The sequence below is a fragment of the Deltaproteobacteria bacterium genome (assembly GCA_003696105.1).
Classification (GTDB): Bacteria; Myxococcota_A; Polyangia; order Haliangiales; family J016; genus J016.
The window spans coordinates 1-17,411 of the sequence record RFGE01000221.1; the positions used below are offsets into that span (position 1 = coordinate 1).

Consider the following 17,411-nt stretch of genomic DNA (forward strand, 5'->3'; position numbering starts at 1 on the left):
GCGAGGCCAAAGACCACCTTCGCCACCGCAACGGCCGTGTCGGCGCGGCCGCCACCGGCGCCGGGTTCGGCCGCCCACGCCACGGCCGCGGTAGCGAGCACCCCGAGGCCGATGGCCGTGCCGATTGTGCGCCGCACAGCGCGGGATGCTACCCGACGCGGGTGGCCCGCGTCCCGCGTCCGGCGCACGGCCTCACGGCGCGGCCGCCGGCGGTTGGCCGCACGGAGCTTGCGCGGTACGCTCGGGTATGGTCGAACGGATCGGCGGGATCGTCGCGGCGTGTGCGGCCGCGTGCGGAAACGGCGGCGGCGCGGCCGGCCGGGCGGTGGCGACGGCACCGAGCGCAACCGCCGCCGCGCCAGCCGAGGCGAACGCCGACGCCGCGCCGGCCCCGGCGCCGCCGGGCGGCGCTCCGGCGCGCGAGTCCGGCGCGGACGCGGAGCCGCCGAGCCACGCGATCGAGCTGTCGCCGGGGCATCCGGTCACGGTCGGCGGCGTCGCGCTGGCGCTCGACCGCGTCACCACCGCGGTCGCGATCGCCCCGGACGGACGCGGCGAATCGGAAGTCATGGTGGCGACCCTGCGGGTCGGCGATGCGACCGTCGACCTGTCGGCCGGGGACGGGGACCGCGACACGCCGGCCGCGTGGGCCGGCGACGTGCGCGTCGACCTCGTCGACATCGACCGCGACAGCGTGCGCGTGCGCGCATCTCGCGCAACCGGGCCGGTCGTCGACGACCGCACGGTCACCCTCGAGCGCCGCCGTCCGTCCGGCCGCGACGGCGGCGTGCCGATCGGCCCCGACGTGGCGATTGCGCGCTGGTCGCACGGCCACAAACACATGCGCGCCGGCGGCCCGGAGTCGCCGCTCGTCGTCCGGCTCCGCCTGCAGCGCGCAGGGCAGCCGAGCTGGCACACCGTCGAGGTGAATCTTCGGCCGCCCGAAGAGCGAACGTTCACCTGGCGCGAGTACCAGTTCGAGCTGGTGGACTTCGACTACGGCCAACGCATGACGCTGCGGGTCCAACGGCGCGCGCTCGTGCCGCTTCGCCCGGCGGGCGAACCGTAGCGGGGCCGTTTCGTCGCCGGCGCGGACGCCGTCGCGCGAGCGCCGGCCTCGCGGCGCGCGCTGCGCCGGCCCCGCGCGGCGCGCCGGCCGGGTCCCCGCCGCGGTGTCCATCGCAACCTCGCGCGCCGCCGCGTTGCCAAACGCAACGCGGAGCGCCCCGCGTCGCGCGCAACTGGCCGCAACGCGGCGGAAATCGGCCTGGCAGGCGCCTTGCTTCACCGCCGGCCGATGAGCGAGGTCCGCCTCACCGCCATCACGAAGTCCTACGAGGGGGTCGCCCGCCCCGCCGTGCGCGATCTGGACCTGACCATTCCGAGCGGTGAGCTGGTCGTGCTCGTCGGACCGTCGGGCTGCGGCAAGTCCACCACCCTGCGCATCATCGCCGGCCTCGAGGAGCCGACCGCCGGACGCGTGTTCATCGGCGATCGCGACGTCACCGGCGTGCCGCCGGCCGATCGCGACATCGCGATGGTGTTCCAGAACTACGCGCTGTACCCGCACATGACCGTGTTCGACAACCTCGCGTTCGCGCTCCGCCTGCGCAGGTTGTCGCGCGACGACATCCGCCGGCGCGTGGAGCAGACGGCAAAGGCGCTCGGCATCGACGCGTACCTCGACCGCAAGCCCAAAGCGCTGTCGGGCGGCCAGCGCCAGCGCGTCGCCATCGGCCGGGCCGTCGTGCGCGACCCGAAGGTGTTCTTGTTCGACGAGCCGCTGTCGAACCTCGACGCAAAGCTCCGCAGCGAGATGCGCCAGGAGATCGCGCGCATCCACCAGCGGTCGCGCACCACGTCGGTGTACGTCACGCACGACCAGGTCGAGGCGATGACCCTCGCGGACCGCATCGTCGTACTGCGCGACGGCGCCGTGCAGCAGGTCGGCACGCCGCTCGAGATCTACGAACGGCCCGCCAACCAGTTCGTCGCCGGGTTCTTCGGGACGCCGGCGATGAACTTCCTGCGCGCGCGCATCGGCACCGCGAGCGCCGGCGCCGACGCATACCGCGGCGATACCGGGCCCTACGTGCGCGCCACCGGCCCCGGGTTCGAGCTGGCACTGCCGCTGGCCGAGACGCCCAGCGCCGATGTCGTAATCGGCGTGCGACCCGAGGCGCTGTCGCTGGAACAGCGCCCCGACGCCACCGGCATCGACGCGCGCGTCGAGCTGCGCGAGGTGCTCGGCGCCGAGGTGCTGCTCCACCTGCGCTCGCCGGCCGGGCCGCTCACCGTGCGCGCCGACGCGCACGCGCCGACGCGCGAAGGCGAAGCGGTGCGCGTGTGGATCGATCCGCGCAGCGTGCACCTGTTCGACGCCCGCACCGAGCAGCGCCTGTGAGTGGGCGAGGAGAGCACCGTGGCTAGTGCACCCGTTGGTTCCCGGTCGCCCGCGCCCTGGCGGCTCGGCGTCGGATTGCGGCGGCGCTCCGCGGTCGCCGAGGGCCGCCGCGCGGCCGGGGCCGGGCGCCGGCCGCGGCCCGCGGCGACCGTGGGCCGGGTCCTCGCCCTCGCCGCGGCCCTGGCGTGCGCTGCCGGCGCGTGTGCGCCGCGCGACGCCGACGACGCGGTCGTGCTGTGGCACAGCTACACCGGCGCAGAGCGCGACGCGCTCGACGCGCTCGCCCGCGCATTCAATGCCGACCACGACGTGAAGCTGCGCGTCGTCGCCGTGCCCTACGATGCGTTCGCCGACAAGATTACGAACGCGATCCCGAACGGCAACGGCCCCGATCTGGTCATCTTCGCACACGACCGGATCGGCGACTGGGTCGCCGGCGGCCTGATCGAACCGATCGAATACTTCGTCGACGACGAGCTCGCCGACCGATTCGCGTACGACGCGCTGGCGGCGATGGCCTACCGCGGCTCGCTGTACGGGCTTCCGCTGGCGGTCAAGTCGATCGCGCTGTTTTACCGTACCGACCTCGTCGCCGAGCCGCCGCGCACGACCGACGAGCTGCTGGCGGTCGGCCGCGCGCTCACGGATCGCCGCGCCGGCCGATTCGGCCTCGTCTACGAAAACGCTGACCTGTACGGCCACGCCGCGTGGCTGCACGGTTTCGGCGGCGAGGTCTTCGACGCCGACGGCCGCCTCGCGATCGCGACGCCTGCCGCGGCGGCAGCGCTCGCGTTCGCGCGCACGCTCGGCGGACCGGACGGCATCGTTCCACCTGGAACCACCAACACGATGGTCGCCACGCTGTTCAACGAGGGCAAGGCAGCGATGGCGATGAGCGGCCCGTGGTTTCTCGCCGACATCCGTGCCGGCGTGCCGTGGGCCGTGACGTCGCTGCCGATCGTGAGCGCCACGGGGCGCCCCGCCGCGCCGTTTCTCGGCGCCGAGGGTGTGCTCATGTCGTCCCGCGCGCGGGACAAGCGCGCAGCCTTCGAGGTGATGGCGTATCTGACCTCGGACGCGGCGGCGATCGCGCGCGCGCGCAGCGCCCGCCAGGTCGTCCCCAACCGCGCGGCCTACGACGAGCCCGACATCGGCGGCGACCCGGTGCTCGCGGCGTTTCGGGCGCAGCTCGCGCACAGCGTGCCGATGCCCGCGACGCCGGACATGCGCGTCGTGTGGACGCCCTACAAGACCGGCCTTCAGCGAGTGATCGAGCAGGGCGCCGACCCCGACGAGGTGCTCCGCGACGTCGAGCGCGAAGTGCGCGGCTATCTGGCCGGCGCGCGGCGGGGGGACCGATGACCGCCGGCGCGCTGCGCAGCTATGCGGCGGCGGCCGCGGCGGCGCTCGCCATCGCATCGTTCGCGTTCGTGCACCACAGAAACGCCGCATTCGAAGCGCGAGAACTGTCGCGCGCGCGCGACGCGGCGCGCGCCGTCGCCCGCGGCGCGCTGCCCTCGCCTCACGCCGTCGCTCATGGCATCGTCGCCCCCGCGGCTCCGTCCCCGCGCTACCCGTTCCTCCGCCGCCGCCACCTGGCGGGCGGCCGCGCCCTCGGCGGACCGCGCGCGCCGATCGAGGACAAATTGCTGTACGACGCCGCCGCCCGCGCCGAGCGCGACGGCCCATTCGCCCGGTTCGTCGACGACGACTCGGGCCGCGCGGTCGCGGCGGTGCCGGCCGCCGGCGGAATCGCCGTGGCGGTCACCGCGCCGCCGGCCGGCCCCGAAGGCTATCCGTGGCTGGTCGCGATCGGGCTCGCTTGCCTCGGCGCGCTGCTCGCCGCCGCGGGCGCCGCGCGCGGGCCGACGGCGAGGGCGGCCGGCGTCGCCGCCGGCGCGGCCCTGTTCGCCGTGCCGGCGTACGCCTGGGGCGGCGCGCTGCCGGCCGCCGCGATCGTCTTGATCGCCGCGGCCGTTGCCATCGCCGATCGCCGCGGCGCGGTCGACCGCGTCGCCGCCGAGTTGCACGCGCACCGGGTTGCCTACGCATACCTCGCTCCCGCCGCGCTTGCGATGCTCGTTCTCGTCGCCGTGCCGTTTGCGATCGGCCTCGCGCTCGGCTTCTACGACCACGCCCACGGACAATGGCAGTTCGTCGGCCTGCGCAACTTCGCCGACATCCTGTCCGGCGGGGGCCGATCGTTTTCCGATCCGCTCAACTTCTGGTTCACCCTCGGCGTCACCGTCGCGTGGACCGCGGTCAACGTCGCGCTGCACGTGGTCATCGGCGTGGCCCTGGCGCTGCTGCTGCGCGAACCGTGGCTGCGCGCGCGCGGCGTCTATCGCGTGTTGCTGATCTTGCCGTGGGCGATCCCGAACTACATCACCGCGTTGATCTGGTCGGGCATGTTCCAGAGCGAGTACGGCGCAGTCAACGCGATCCTCACCGCCCTCGGACTCGACAAGGTGTCGTGGTTTTCCCAGTGGGCCACCGCGTTCACCGCGAACGTCACGACCAATACGTGGCTCGGTTTCCCGTTCATGATGGTCGTCGCGCTCGGCGCGCTGCAGACGATTCCGCGCGAGCTGTACGAGGCGGCCGAAGTCGACGGCGCGACCGGCTGGCAGCGCCTGCGCCACATCACCTTGCCGCACTTGCGGCCGGCGATGGTGCCGGCGATCTCGCTCGGATCGATCTGGACGTTCAACATGTTCAACGTCATCTACCTGGTGTCCAACGGACGTCCGGGCGGCAGCACCGATATTCTCGTGACCGAGGCCTACCGGTGGGCGTTCGAACGCAACGAGCGCTACGGCATGGCCGCGGCGTACGCGACCCTCATCTTCGGCGTGCTGCTGTTGTGGATGGCGGTCGGCGCACGACTGCAGCGAAGGGAGCGCGCGCCGTGAGCCGCCGGCCCAAGCCGCTCGCGGCCGCGGCGACCCACGCCGCGCTCACCGCCGTGACCGCCGCCGTGCTGTACCCGGTGGCGCTCGTCGTCAAGAAGGCGTTCGAGCCCGGGCGCGACTTTGCGCTGTCTCCGTCGCCGGTCCCGCGCGAGCTGACGCTGGACAACTTCGCCGCGCTGCTCGGGGCGCGCGGTCCGGCCGGCGAGCTGCTGTTCGCGCGCTACGCGGCCAATTCGGCGATTGCCGCGCTCGCGACGACCGCCGTCGGCGTGCTGCTGGCGTGCACCGCCGCCTACGCGCTGTCGCGCCACCGATTTCGCGGGCGCAACGGAGCGCTCAGCGCGTTCTTGCTCGTGCAGATGTTCCCGTCGGTATTGTTGATGATGCCGCTGTACGTACTGCTCGACCGGCTCGGCCTGCTCAACTCCCTGCTCGGTCTGGTGCTGGTGTACGCGACGACGGCGATCCCGTTTTGCGTGTGGACGCTCAAGGGCTACTTCGACACACTGCCGCGCGAACTCGAGGAGGCGGCCCGCATCGACGGCGCGTCGTCGTGGGGCGTGTTCTTCCGCATCATTTTGCCGCTGGCGCGACCGGGAATCGCGATCACCGCGCTGTTTTCGTTCATGACGGCATGGAACGAGTTCATCTTGGCGAGCACGTTCATGACCGACGAGACCGCCTACACCCTGCCGGTACTGCTCAAGAGCACCGTCGGCGAGTACTCCGCGCACTGGGGTCACTTCGCCGCCGGCGCGGTGCTCACCAGCCTGCCGGTGATGGCGCTGTTCTACGCGCTGCAGCGCTACCTGGTCGGCGGGCTCACCGCCGGCAGCGTCAAAGGCTGACGCCGGGGGCGGTGCGCCAGCCCGTCGAACGCCGCCGCGGCGAGCGCGATCGCCGTGCCGGCCGGCGCCGCAAGCCACCACGCCAGCCCGTTTTCGTGCGCCTGCTGCAACAGTTCGCCCCACGACGCCGCCGGCGGGGGCGCGCCGAAGCCGACGAAGCCGAGCGCGGCCTCGGAGAGCACCGCCGTCGCCGCCGACAGCGCGGTCGCCACCGCGGCCGGACCGGCGGCGTGCGGCAGCGCGTGGCGGACGACCACCCTCCGTTCGCTCGCGCCAGCGGCCCGCGCCGCATCGCAGTACGGCTCCGCGAGCGCCGCCGCCAACGCCGCCCGCACGACTCGCGCCAGCGCCGCCACGCGCGGCAGCGCGACCAGCGCGATCATCGCACCGAGGCCGCCGCGGCCGATCAGACCCTGCGCCGCGACGACCACGACGATTCCGGGCACTGCTGCGACGACGTCGCAGCCGGCCATGATCGCCGCGTCGACCAGGCCGCGCCGCCACGCGGCGAACGCGCCGAGCGCGCCGCCGACCGCCAGCGCGAGGCCGGCGACGCCCAGCGCCAGCACCGCCGCGGTCCGCGCCCCGTGAATCAGGCGCGCGAGCACGTCGCGACCGCGGTCGTCGGTGCCGAGCCAGTGGTCGGCACTCGGCGGCTCGAGCACGCGCAACGCGCCGCGCGTACGCACCGTGTCCGGCGCGTACGGCACCGGCGGCCACACTGCCCAGTCGTCGCGGTCCATCGCGGCGCGCAGGTCATCGCCGGAGCGGCCCGCGAGCGCGTCGTAGTCGATCGCGTTCGGCAGCACGTACAGGCGACCATCCAGATGCAACAGCAACGGCCGATCGGACGCGAGCACGTCGGCGAGCACGGCCGTCGCGGCAAACACGACGACGACGGCGACCGCGAGCCTACGTCCCATTGCGCCCCCGTCGCTGGCGCGGATCGAGCCACCGGCGCGCCGCATCGCCCGCCGTCGCGGCCGCCGCGATGGCCGCGGCCGTAGCGACCGCCGCGCCGACCACCACCGGCGCATCGCCGCGCGCGGATGCGTCGACGATGAGGCCGCCGAGCCCGCGCACGCCGAACGCGCGTTCGACGACGACCGACGCGCCGATCAGGTAAACGAACGCGTTGACGGCGGCCGCCGACAGCGGCGCGCCGGCCGCGCGCAACGCATGGACGCCCACCAGCCGAGCCGGCGGTACGCCGCGCGCCCGCGCCGCGACCGCCCACGGCGCGTCGAGCTGGTCGCGAACCGCCGCGCGCGCGTAGCGCGCGACGGCAAACGCCGGCGCGAACGCGAGCGTGATGACCGGCAATACGGCGCCGCCGTTCGCGAGGCCGCCGGTCGGCAGCCACGCGAACGGCCTGCCGTAACACAGCGCGCGCAGCAGTGCGATCGCGAGCCACGCCGGCGGCACCGCCACCGCAACGGCCGCGATCGCCGCCACCGCGCGCGCCGCCGCCCCTCCGCGCGCCGCCGCCACCGCGCCGGCCGCGAGCCCGACCGCGAGCGCGACCGCGAGCGCGGCCAGCGCCAGCGCCAGCGTGCGCGCGAGCGCAGGTGCCACGAGCTCGCGCACCGGCCGTCCGTCGCGCCAACTGCCGCCGAGGTCGAGTACGGCGAGGCCGGCGACGTACGCGGCCGCCCGGCGCCACCAGGGGCGATCGAGCCCGCGCGCGCGCGCGACCTGGCGGACGATCGCGGCCCGCGCATCCGGCGGCGCGCGGTCGCCGGACGGCAACAGACCCGCCGCCAGCGCCGCGCGTTCAGCCGGGCTGCCCGGCGCCAGGTCGACGCAGGCGAGCGCGACCACCGCGACGGCCACCACGACCGCCGTCATTCGCGCCAGCGCGCTCAGCGCGCGCGCCACAGCGACCGCGCCCACAGGCCGTCCTCGGTGACCACGATGCCGCCGACGTCGGCGCGCGCGAGCCCGACGCGCCGGTCCGTCGCGATGAAACAATACGGTTGCAGCTGCTTCAATCTCGCTGCCAGCGCGCGCTCGAGTTCGGCGCGCGCTGCGCGGTCTGGCGCGGCGCGGATCTGCTCGAGCAGTGCATCGACCTGCGCGTCCGCGAAGCCCCCGTAGTTGGTCTCGCCGGCGCGCGCGCTGTGGAAGCGATCGAAGTGGTCCGCGTCCGGGCCGGTCGAAAACGCGAGCAGCACCGCGTCGAATCGACCGGCGCGCGCGCGCTCGATCACGGCCGCGTAGGGCGCCGTGGCCACGTCGATGTGCGCGAGCGGCCGGGCGTCCGCCGCCCAGATGTCGGCGATGCGGCGCATCGTCCGCGACTCGGCCGGCACCAACAGCTCGACCCGCGGCGCGCCCGCGCCGGCGGCCGCCAGCGCGACGCGCGCGCGGCGCCGGGCCGCGGCGAAGCTCGCGGCGATCGGGACGTTCACCGCGCGCTTGCCCGACGCATCCGTCCACCCGAGCGGCCCGTCCACCGGGCGCGCGTAGCCGCGAAACACCTGCTCGATTACACCGCGGCGGTCGAGCAGATCGCACAGCGCGCGGCGTACGCGCGCGTCGCGCAACGCCGGGCGGCGCACGTTCCACACCGCCGCCAGGTAGGCGGGCGCGTCGTACGCAAACAGGCGAACCGCACCGCCGGCCGCGGCGATTGCCTCGTCCACCGGCAGCTGGACGGCCACGTCCAGCTCGCCGGCGGCCAGCGCCGCGAGCGCGCGCTGCCGGCTCGGCTCGATCACGTACACGATGCGGCGCGCGCGCGCCGGCGCGCCCCAGTAGCGATCGAACCGCTCGAGCACGATGCGCTCGCCCGGCTCCCACGCGACCGCGCGCAGCGCCCCGGTGCCCACCGGCGCACGGCTGGCCGGCGCGCTCGCGATCGCGGCCGGCGAGACGCCGGCGAACGCGCGCGCCGACACAACCGGTACGCTCGCGAACGTCTGCTCGCGCCCGAGTCGCGGCCCGCGAAACACGAAGTCGACGGTGCGATCGTCGACCGCCACGATGGACACCGCGTCGTCGACCGCGGACGCATAGGCGGACGGCGCGCGGTCCGGCCCGACGAGCAACCGATAGGTGAACACGACGTCCGCTGCGGTGAGCGGCGCGCCGTCGTGGAACACGACTCCCGATCGCAATGTGAACCGCCAGCGCGTGCGGCCGCGATCGTCGACCTCGCGCCGGTACGAACCGGCCAGGCACGGCTCGACCTCGCCGGTCGCCGTGCGGCGCAACAGGCCCTCGTAGACGTCGCCGAGCGCCACGCGAATGGCGAGCGCGTCCGCCAACAGCGGATTGAGATGCGCCGGCTCCGCCTCGAGCCACACCCGCAACTCGGCGTCCGGGTCGGCCGCGGCCGTCGGGTCGCCCCCCGGCGGCGCGATCGCCGGCGGTCCGGGTACCGGCGGCCGCGGCGGCGCGGCGTCGTCGCGCGCGGGGCTGCGTGCCCCGCGCTCGTAACAGCCCGCCGTTGCGACGGCCGCGACCGCCGCGGCCGCGGCCGCGCGCACCCGCCATCGCGCCGTCCGCATCGCCGCCATCGCACCTCGCCGCACCGGTCATTGATCGGCCGGCGCGTCTTCCTCCTCAGCCAGCGCCACGTCGCGCAGCCGCAGCCAGCCGCCGACAACCTGCGCGTTGCGCACGCGGCGGGCGATCAACCCGACCGGCTCCGGCGCCACGATTCCGGCGATCGGCCACACTTGGCCGAGCCGCTGGGCGATCGCCGGCGCGATCGCCCAGCGATCCGCCGGAGTGGCCGCGCGGCGCATCCGTTCGAGCAGCGCGTCGAGCTGCTCGTCCGACAGCCGCCCGTAGTTGGCGCGACCGCGCGTCTCGAACAGCGGCGCCAGATCCGTGTCCACCAGCGCGCGCCACTCGACGAGCGCGAGGTCGAAGTCGCCGGCGGCCAGCCGATTGCGCAGCACGGCGGCCGTGCCGCGGCGCACCTCGACGAACACGCCCGCGCCGCGCAGTGCCGCGACGATCGCGTCGCGCTCGGCGGCCGGCGCCCCGTCGAGTGCGAGCAGTGCGATGTGCAACCGATCGCGGCCGCGCGCGCGCACCGCGCCCGGCGAGGCGGTCGTCCACCCGGCTGCATCGAGCAGGGCCGCGGCGCGCTTCGGGTCGTACGGGATCGGCGGCGGCTCCGGCCCACTGGCCGGTCCGCCGGGCCACACCGGCCAGGCCACGGGTCGCGCCAGCCCCCGGTACACGCGCTCGGCGATGGCGTCGCGGTCGATCAGCATCGCGAACGCGGCGCGCACGCGCGGATCGTCCAGCGGCGGGCGACTGCCGAACGCGAGGTAGCGCACGGCCGGCGGCCGCAGGTGCAGCGGCGCAAACCGCTCGCGGATCGCCGGCACCTCGGCCTGACCGGGATAGTGCTCGGGGATGAGCGCCGGGACGACGTCGATCTCCCCGCGCCGCGCCGCCGACAGCGCTTGCGCGGCGTCATCGATGCGGACGAACTCGATCGCGTCGACCGCCGGCGCCGGCCCCCAGTAGTTGGAATTGCGCACCAGGCGCACGCCGCCGTCGTCCCACCGGTCGACCCGGTACGGGCCGGTCCCCACGACCGGCCCGCGCCGCGGCGCCATTCGCCCGCGGTAGACCGACGCCGACAGCATCGGCACCTCGGCGAGCGCGCGGATGGTGTAGCCGTTGGGGCGCGCGAGCCGGATGCGCAGCGCGCGCGGACCGACGATGTCCACCGCCTCGACGTCGGCGAGCAGCGCGCGCAGTTCGCCGGCGCCGGTCCGCGGTTGCCGCGCGGCGTCGAGCGAAAACTGCGCGTCCACCGCCGTGAAGGCGCGGCCGTCGTGGAACCGTACGCCGTCGCGCAGTTCGACGCGGATCGTGCGCCCTCCCGGGCCGACCTGCCACGCGGTCGCCAGGCCCGGCGCGTAGTGCGCGGGCTGCCCGGGTCCGTCCGGCGACGGCTCGTAGCGGATCAACGTCTCGAACACGGTGTCCATCACGATGCGCCGGCCCCACTCGGTCGGAGATGCCAGCGGGTGGAGATGCACCGGATCGGCATCCAGCCACACCGACAGGGTGGTCGCGCGGCGCGCCGCCCGCTCGAGCGCCTCGCGCTCGGCCTCGCCGGCGATCGCGGGCGGGTCGACGTCGGTGGCGACCGGCTCGTCGCGCGCGTGCCGCCACGGTTGCGGCCGGGCCGGCGCCCCCTCGCACGCTGCGACCGCCACGGCGAGCACCCACGCTGCGCGGCCCATCCGTTGTGCTTGTTCCAATGTTGCCGGCATGTTATCAACCCTGCCATGCGGAATGCCACGAGGGACGGGATCGGCGCGCTGTCGCTCGCCGTACTGCTGATGGCGCACGCCGGTTGCAGCGGCGACGAGTTCCAAGGACCCGCGGCCGAGGTCCCCCAGTCCAACGTCAAGTTGGATCTGCCGCCGGTGCCGCAGTTCAAGATGCCCGAGCCGTATCCCGACGGCTCGCACTCCGTCGCCGAGATGCGCCTCAAGGGCAACAAGTATCTCGACACGGAGGTCACCGTCACCGGCTACGTCATCTGGATGTACGACTGCGCCACCGCGATCCGCACGCCCGAGATGACCGACAAAGACGTCGAGCGGCTTCTCAAGGAGGAGCCGGAGCGGTGTACGCGACCGAACCTGTACCTCGGCGACAAGCCCGACGATCCGGTCAACCGCGGCATCTGGGTGGTCGACATCCCGCGCCCGCCGCGCGAGGACGAAAAGAAGGTACTGCCCAAGGAAGACCTGGCGGCGTGGCCCGAGGTGCCCGAGTTCAAGGTCGGCCAGCACGTCAAGGTGACGGGTACGTGGGCGCTCAAGTCGCCGCAGGGGTTCGGCAGCAGCACCGGCCTGCTCGTCTACAAATCGATGCAGGATCTCGACGCCCCCAGCGAGGGGGACGGCAACTAGCGGCCGTCGCGCGCGGACACGCCGGCGACGTGCGAAGACAGGGTCGTCGCACGCCCGCAGCGCGCGACGGCGCGTATCGAGACGCGCAGCCGGAGGGCGCAAAGACGTACGCCGGAGATCGCCCGCAGGTCGCGACCGCAGCCAGTCGCGATGCGCGACGGTCTGCCGGGGGCCGCGCTCGCGGCAGGACGGTTACCACGGCGCGAGCAGCGCCGCGCACAGCGCCGGCGACAGTTCGAACGGAGCGGGCGCATCCGGGCTGGTCGCGACACAGTTGCGCCCGACCGCGAGGGTGTGGACCACCGGGGCGGACGCACCCGGGGGCGGGTCGAACTCCAGCTCGACGTCGACCGGCGCGCGCGGGCGTGCGCGCGTAAATCGGACCGCGCGCAGCCGAGCCGCCCCGTCGCGCACCGCCCGAACCGCTTCGGCATCGCGGGCCGCCGGCCAGTCGCCGGTGGCGCCGCGGTCGACGCTGCGACCTGCACGCCGGATCGCGCGCAGCGTCGCGGGTTCCTCGATCCACACGCCCCGATCGTAGAAGTCGACCGCGGTCGCGCGAAACGGCGCCACGGTCGGCAGCGCGAGCGCCACCGGCTCCCCGGCGCGCCGCGCGATGCGGCGGCGGAGGTCGACGTCGACGACCTCACCGCCCAAGTCGACGCGCACCCCGCCGCCGGCGCCACCGGGCGCCACGTCGGTCGCCTCGATGGAACGCACCGCCGCGAGCCACTCGCGGACCGCGTCGGCGTCGGCGAGCCGCCCGTCCGAAAAACGCCAGATCGCGCCGCGTCGCTCGAGCCGCACGTCGCCGATCGCGACGGCATCCGGTTTTCCGCGGAACAACCGCCGATCGACGAGCGCCATCGGCCCGGACGCGAGGAGAGCGCGCGCCGGGGCGAGCGCTGCGTCCGGCAGGCAGCCGAGCCCCGCCTCGGTGTCGGCCAAGACCAGGGAGGGCGAGCCGGGACACGGCCCGCGCACGGCGATCTGTTGCGCCGGGCCCGCCGCGTGGACCCGGACGACCAGGCCCGGCGGCACCTGCGCGTCGTCGACTCCATCGACGAAACGGTCGATGCGCGCGCTGGCGAGAGCGTCGAGAGCCGCGCGCACACGGTCGACGTCGGCGCGCGCCCGTCCGCCGCGTTCCAGGTGTACTTGCAACGGCCTGCCGCTGAACGACAGGTCGCCGGCGTCGCCGTGCAGCTCGAACGCGACGACGTCCTCCGGGGTGAAGTCGAGCGCACGCCGTTCGCGCAGATCCTCGAGCGCCACGTCGAGCGCGCGCACGGCGTCGTCATCGACCAGGTACGCGCGGCCGCCGGCCACGACCCACGTGCGGCCCAGTTGCGGCAGCGCGGCGCCCACGGCCACGCGCGCGCTGCCGGCTCGCACCGACACGCGCACCGGCCCGGCGTCAGCCGGCGTGCCGACGCGATGGTAGGTCAGCCGCTCGAGCGCGGCGAGCGCCGCCGCGACCGCGTCGCGATCCGCGGGCGCGTCCACCGGCCGGATCACGCGCGGCCCGGCCTCCCCCAGCGCGACGACCACGTCCGGCTGTCCGGGGCGCGTCCACGACAGGCGGTCCACGCGGACCGGATCGAACTCCGGCAGCACGCGGGTCGACGACCGGGGCGGCGGCGACGGGTCGTCGACCAGCAGCCCCACGGCCAGCGCGGCGGCGATGACGGACAGCGCGAGCAGCGAACCGCGGCTACCCACGCCGCCTCCGCCACGCGACGATCGCCCCGAGCAGCACCCATGCCAGGGGCAAGCCGACGACGCCGAGCGCGAACACCGCGCGCCGCTGCGCGGCGGTCATGATCAAACGGACGCGTTCGGGCGTCTTCGATCCACCGGCAGCAACGCTCGCCTTGCCCACCAGCCACCGGACGGCCGACGCCACGAGCGCCGCCCCCGCGCCCGCCCCCCGCGCGACGTAGTCGGTGGCCAACGGCCGCGCGGCGCCCAGCACGACGACGCGCGCCCGGTCCCGCTCCGACGCCGCCGCGACCGGCGTCGGGCCGACGCGATCGCCGGCGTCCGGCTCGACGTCGCCCTCGCCGAACAGCGCCGCGAGGTCCGTCTCGGCCCAACCCGCCGGCGACGTCGTCACGAGCGCCACGGCGGGCGGGTCGGCGAACACCGCGCGCGGCGACGTCCACAGCGTGAGCCGCCGCTGCTCGAAGCCGGCCGTCACCGGGTGGGCCGCGTAACCGCCGTACGTACCCCACGCCCCCTCGATGGCCACCGCCGCCGCCGGGTCGACCGCGACGGCGTCGGGCGTGCGAATGCCAAAGCGCGCGAGGACCAGTTCGAGCCCGTGCGGCGTGAGGCGACCGCCATCGGGGAGCGCGTCGACGGCGAGCAACAACGCGCCGCCGCGCGAAAGGTACGCGTCGACCGCCGCCGCGTCCGCGCCGGACAGAGGCCTCGTCGGCCCGAGCACCAGCAGGGCGCGGCAGTGCGCCGGCACCCCCGACGCCAGGTGCCCGACGGCATCGACGCGAACGCCGTCCCGGCGCAAGCGATCGGCCACCGCGGCCGCGTCACCCCCGCGCGGCGTCGCGTCCACCGGCAGTTCGCCGTGCTCGACCGCCGCGCACACCACCGGCCGATCCTCGTCGGTCAACGCGCGGATCGCCGCGGCGAACGCCGGCTCGGCGCGCAGCGCGGTCACCGTCCCGGCATCGAGTTCGTCGGTGCCGAGTTCCGCCATGTCCAGCAAATCCACGGCGCGCACGCGCCCGTCGCTCGCGCGGAACACCACCGCCCCGACGCCGGCGAGCACCTCGCGCGGCACGCCGGACGTCGTCACGAGCGCCTCGAACGCCGCCGGCGCGCGCACCGGGTCGATCGCGCGGACGCGAACGAGCGGCTGGCGCTCGGCGATGCGCCGCAGCACTCGGTCGATCTCGTCGTACACCGGAGCGAACCCCGGCTCGTCCGGCCGCACCAGGATCGCGTCGACCGGAGCGGTCACCGCGTCGACCGCGGCCAGCGTATCCGGAGACAGCGCGTTCACGCGCCCGGCGGTCACGTCCCAGTGCAATGGCCTGCGGGCGGCGTGCGCGACGACGAGCGCGGCGATCGCCGCGACGAGCAGCGCCGCGGCGCCGCGCGCAGCCAGCTCGTCGCGCCGCCGGCGGCCGACCCCCGCGAGCGCGGTCGCCGCCGCGAGCCCCGCTGCCGCCACGCCGGCGAACAGCGCGACCGCCCGGCTGTCGATGTCGCCCCGCGCGAACGCGTCCATGTGCGCGCGCAGATCGATCGCCGCGAGCACGCGCGACCCCGCCCACCTCGGCACGATGTGCGCGAGTTCGCCGCCGACCAACAGCCCCATGAGCGCCGCGAACCCGCCGACCGCGGCGACCACGTGGCTGGACGTGGCCGCGCCGGCCGCGAGCGCGACCGCGACGAACGCCGCGCCGCTGACCGCGACACCGGCATAGGCCGACGCGACCGCCGCCCACTCCGGCCGCGCCCCGGGCGCGGCGAACGCCGCGATCAGCGCCGGAAATGCCAGCGTCGGCGCCCACAGGGTGAGGTAGTGAGCGAGCACGCCGAGCCACTTGCCGACGACGGCCTCGCCCTCCTCGACCGGCGTCGTGAGCAGCGCCTCCCAGTTGCCCGTCCGCCGATCGTCGGCAATCGGCCGCATCGCGAGCGCCGCGATCAACATGAACGCCACGCTCCAATGCAAGAACGTCCCGCCGAAGAACGTGCGCAGCGCACCGCCGAGCGGCGCCGGGCGCGCCGGGTCCGACAGTACCTCGACCACGGCCCAGAACGACACGCCCTGCAGCCCGATGAACAGAGCGCCGACGACGTACGCCACCGGCGAGCGGAACTGCGCGCCGAGTTCGCGCGCGGCGATCGCCGCGATGCGCCGCGCGCGCGTCACGACAACCGCTCCACCACCGCGTCCTCCAGGCTGCCGCCGGCGGCGAGCGCGTCCGGCGGCGCATCCGCGACGACGCGACCGCGCGACATCACCACGACGCGCGACGCCAGCGCCTGTACGTCGTCGAGCCGGTGCGACGACAGCAGCACCGTGTGGCGACCGGCCAAATCGGCGACGAGCCGGCGAAACTGCCGCACTTGCAACGGATCGAGCCCCGTGGTCGGCTCGTCGAGGAGCAACACCGGCGGAGCGCCGAGCAGCGCGTCGGCGAGCGCGACGCGTTGGCGGTAGCCCTTCGACAGGGTCGCGATCCGCGCCGTACGCCGGTCGGCGACGCCCGCGGCATCGAGTGCTTCGTCGATGCAGCGAGCCCGCCGCGCACGCTCGATTCCTTTGATCTGCGCGCGAAATCGCAAGAACTGGTCCACTCGCATGTCGTCGTACAGCGGCGCCGACTCCGGCAGGTATGCGAGTTTGCGCACGGCCCGCTCCCGATCGCGCGCGACGTCGATGTCGCCGATCCACGCCGAGCCGCCGTCCGGCGACAAGAACCCGGCGAGAATGCGCAGCGTCGTCGTCTTGCCGGCGCCGTTGGGTCCCACGAGGCCGACGACTTCTCCCGCGCGCGCGTCGAAGTCGACGCCCGCGAGCGCGACGGCGCGACCGAAACGCTTGGTCAAGCCCTCGACCCGAATCACGGCTCCGTTTTAGCTCGAATCGCCGCCGCGCGCCGGACGGCGGCGGCCGCGCGGCGACGCGCCCGTGAAATCGCCAGACGTGCGGCGAGGGCCGGCGGACGCCCGCGGCACTCGCGCGGGCGTCCCAGCGCGCGGACCCGGCGGGCGCGACAAGCCGCTGCGGGACGGGGACCCAGGAGCCCCCGCGGATCGCCCCGCAGCCGGCGGCGATCCGCGCCCGTCTCTACCCGCCGCGCAGCTCGCCGGGGACCGGCCGCTCGCTCGAGTCGCGCACGCCCTCGGGCCGTTCCAGCGGAAGCGACACGGTGAACGTCGTGCCCTCCCCCGCCCGCGAGTCGACCTCGATCGTGCCGTTGTGTTCGTCGACGATCTTCTTGACGATCGCAAGCCCGAGGCCGGTGCCGCCCTCGGTCCCGGACGTAAACGGCTCGAACAGCCTGCCGCGCATTTCGTCGGGGATGCCCGGGCCGTTGTCCGCGAACACGAGTTCCAGCCGGTCGCCGGCGGCGCGCGCGGCAATCGAGAACCTGCCGCCGGCGCGACCGAGCGCCTGCGCGGCGTTGCGAGCGAGGTTGTGCGCCAACCGGCGGATCTTGGCCTCGTCGAAGTACGCCACGCCGCGATACTCCATGTCGAGCGCGACCTCCACGTTACGGCCCGCGAGGTCGTGGCGGAGCTGCTCGACCAGATCGGCGAGAAACCGGTGTAGATACACGCGTCTCATGAGGACGGTCGTCTCGCCGCGCGCGAA

Annotated in this window: 14 protein-coding genes; 6 read left to right on the forward strand and 8 right to left on the reverse strand. The window is 74.8% G+C overall.

What is annotated here, in order from left to right; all coding sequences use genetic code 11:
• The first annotated feature begins 247 nt into the window (after positions 1 to 247).
• The 5 genes from D6689_14835 (at position 248) to D6689_14855 (ending at position 6,164) form a co-directional block, all read left to right on the forward strand.
• On the forward strand, positions 248 to 1,069 hold the full coding sequence (locus D6689_14835; protein ID RMH40087.1) for a hypothetical protein: 822 nt from the start codon (positions 248 to 250) through the stop codon (positions 1,067 to 1,069).
• 228 nt (positions 1,070 to 1,297) lie between these two features.
• Positions 1,298 to 2,404 carry a sn-glycerol-3-phosphate ABC transporter ATP-binding protein UgpC gene (ugpC, locus tag D6689_14840; protein RMH40088.1) on the forward strand — a complete coding sequence of 369 codons (1,107 nt, stop codon included), beginning with the start codon at positions 1,298 to 1,300 and terminating at the stop codon, positions 2,402 to 2,404.
• Between the two features lie 75 nt (positions 2,405 to 2,479).
• Complete coding sequence (locus D6689_14845; GenBank protein ID RMH40089.1) at positions 2,480 to 3,766, forward strand: extracellular solute-binding protein; 1,287 nt, start codon at positions 2,480 to 2,482, stop codon at positions 3,764 to 3,766.
• 713 nt (positions 3,767 to 4,479) lie between these two features.
• Positions 4,480 to 5,316 carry a sugar ABC transporter permease gene (locus tag D6689_14850; protein RMH40099.1) on the forward strand — a complete coding sequence of 279 codons (837 nt, stop codon included), beginning with the start codon at positions 4,480 to 4,482 and terminating at the stop codon, positions 5,314 to 5,316.
• On the forward strand, positions 5,313 to 6,164 hold the full coding sequence (locus D6689_14855; GenBank protein RMH40100.1) for an ABC transporter permease subunit: 852 nt from the start codon (positions 5,313 to 5,315) through the stop codon (positions 6,162 to 6,164). Before D6689_14850 ends, D6689_14855 begins: the two co-directional genes overlap by 4 nt.
• Here D6689_14855 and D6689_14860 read toward each other — a convergent pair.
• Genes D6689_14860 through D6689_14875 form a run of 4 tightly spaced genes read right to left on the reverse strand, consistent with a single transcriptional unit; the run spans position 6,122 to position 11,410 of the window.
• Complete coding sequence (locus tag D6689_14860; protein ID RMH40090.1) at positions 6,122 to 7,132, reverse strand: ABC transporter permease; 1,011 nt, start codon at positions 7,130 to 7,132, stop codon at positions 6,122 to 6,124. The two genes, D6689_14855 and D6689_14860, sit on opposite strands and share 43 nt — an antisense overlap.
• Positions 7,077 to 8,057, reverse strand: coding sequence for an ABC transporter permease subunit (locus D6689_14865; GenBank protein ID RMH40091.1), 981 nt, complete (start codon positions 8,055 to 8,057; stop codon positions 7,077 to 7,079). The genes D6689_14860 and D6689_14865 overlap by 56 nt, the downstream gene beginning before the upstream one ends.
• A complete protein-coding gene (locus D6689_14870; protein ID RMH40092.1) occupies positions 8,027 to 9,685 on the reverse strand; it encodes a hypothetical protein in 1,659 nt (552 codons plus the stop codon). Before D6689_14870 ends, D6689_14865 begins: the two co-directional genes overlap by 31 nt.
• Positions 9,686 to 9,703: 18 nt before the next feature.
• On the reverse strand, positions 9,704 to 11,410 hold the full coding sequence (locus D6689_14875) for an ABC transporter substrate-binding protein (GenBank protein ID RMH40093.1): 1,707 nt from the start codon (positions 11,408 to 11,410) through the stop codon (positions 9,704 to 9,706).
• 15 nt (positions 11,411 to 11,425) lie between these two features.
• Between D6689_14875 and D6689_14880 the strand changes: the two genes are divergently transcribed.
• Complete coding sequence (locus D6689_14880; protein RMH40094.1) at positions 11,426 to 12,058, forward strand: hypothetical protein; 633 nt, start codon at positions 11,426 to 11,428, stop codon at positions 12,056 to 12,058.
• 192 nt (positions 12,059 to 12,250) lie between these two features.
• Here the strand turns inward: D6689_14880 and D6689_14885 are convergent, their stop codons facing one another.
• From D6689_14885 to D6689_14900, 4 genes are all read right to left on the reverse strand, one after another.
• Positions 12,251 to 13,780, reverse strand: coding sequence for a DUF4340 domain-containing protein (locus D6689_14885; protein RMH40095.1), 1,530 nt, complete (start codon positions 13,778 to 13,780; stop codon positions 12,251 to 12,253).
• Positions 13,773 to 15,962: a hypothetical protein gene (locus D6689_14890; protein RMH40096.1), complete on the reverse strand. Its 2,190-nt coding sequence runs from the start codon at positions 15,960 to 15,962 to the stop codon at positions 13,773 to 13,775. The genes D6689_14885 and D6689_14890 overlap by 8 nt, the downstream gene beginning before the upstream one ends.
• The gene (locus D6689_14895) at positions 15,959 to 16,660 is read right to left on the reverse strand and encodes an ABC transporter ATP-binding protein (GenBank protein RMH40097.1); all 702 of its coding nucleotides are present in this window, start codon (positions 16,658 to 16,660) and stop codon (positions 15,959 to 15,961) included. The genes D6689_14890 and D6689_14895 overlap by 4 nt, the downstream gene beginning before the upstream one ends.
• Before the next feature lie 223 nt (positions 16,661 to 16,883).
• A partial coding sequence (locus D6689_14900) for a sensor histidine kinase (protein RMH40098.1) occupies positions 16,884 to 17,411 on the reverse strand: 528 nt, incomplete at its 5' end.

Excerpts from the sequence above, each read along its gene's own strand:
- D6689_14835 (RMH40087.1), top strand. The coding sequence starts at position 248 with ATGGTCGAACGGATCGGCGGGATCGTCGCGGCGTGTGCGGCCGCGTGC.
- ugpC (RMH40088.1), top strand. The coding sequence starts at position 1,298 with ATGAGCGAGGTCCGCCTCACCGCCATCACGAAGTCCTACGAGGGGGTC.
- D6689_14850 (RMH40099.1), top strand. The coding sequence starts at position 4,480 with ATGCTCGTTCTCGTCGCCGTGCCGTTTGCGATCGGCCTCGCGCTCGGC.
- D6689_14860 (RMH40090.1), bottom strand. The coding sequence starts at position 7,132 with ATGCGGCGCGCCGGTGGCTCGATCCGCGCCAGCGACGGGGGCGCAATG.
- D6689_14870 (RMH40092.1), bottom strand. The coding sequence starts at position 9,685 with ATGGCGGCGATGCGGACGGCGCGATGGCGGGTGCGCGCGGCCGCGGCC.
- D6689_14875 (RMH40093.1), bottom strand. The coding sequence starts at position 11,410 with ATGCCGGCAACATTGGAACAAGCACAACGGATGGGCCGCGCAGCGTGG.
- D6689_14880 (RMH40094.1), top strand. The coding sequence starts at position 11,426 with ATGCGGAATGCCACGAGGGACGGGATCGGCGCGCTGTCGCTCGCCGTA.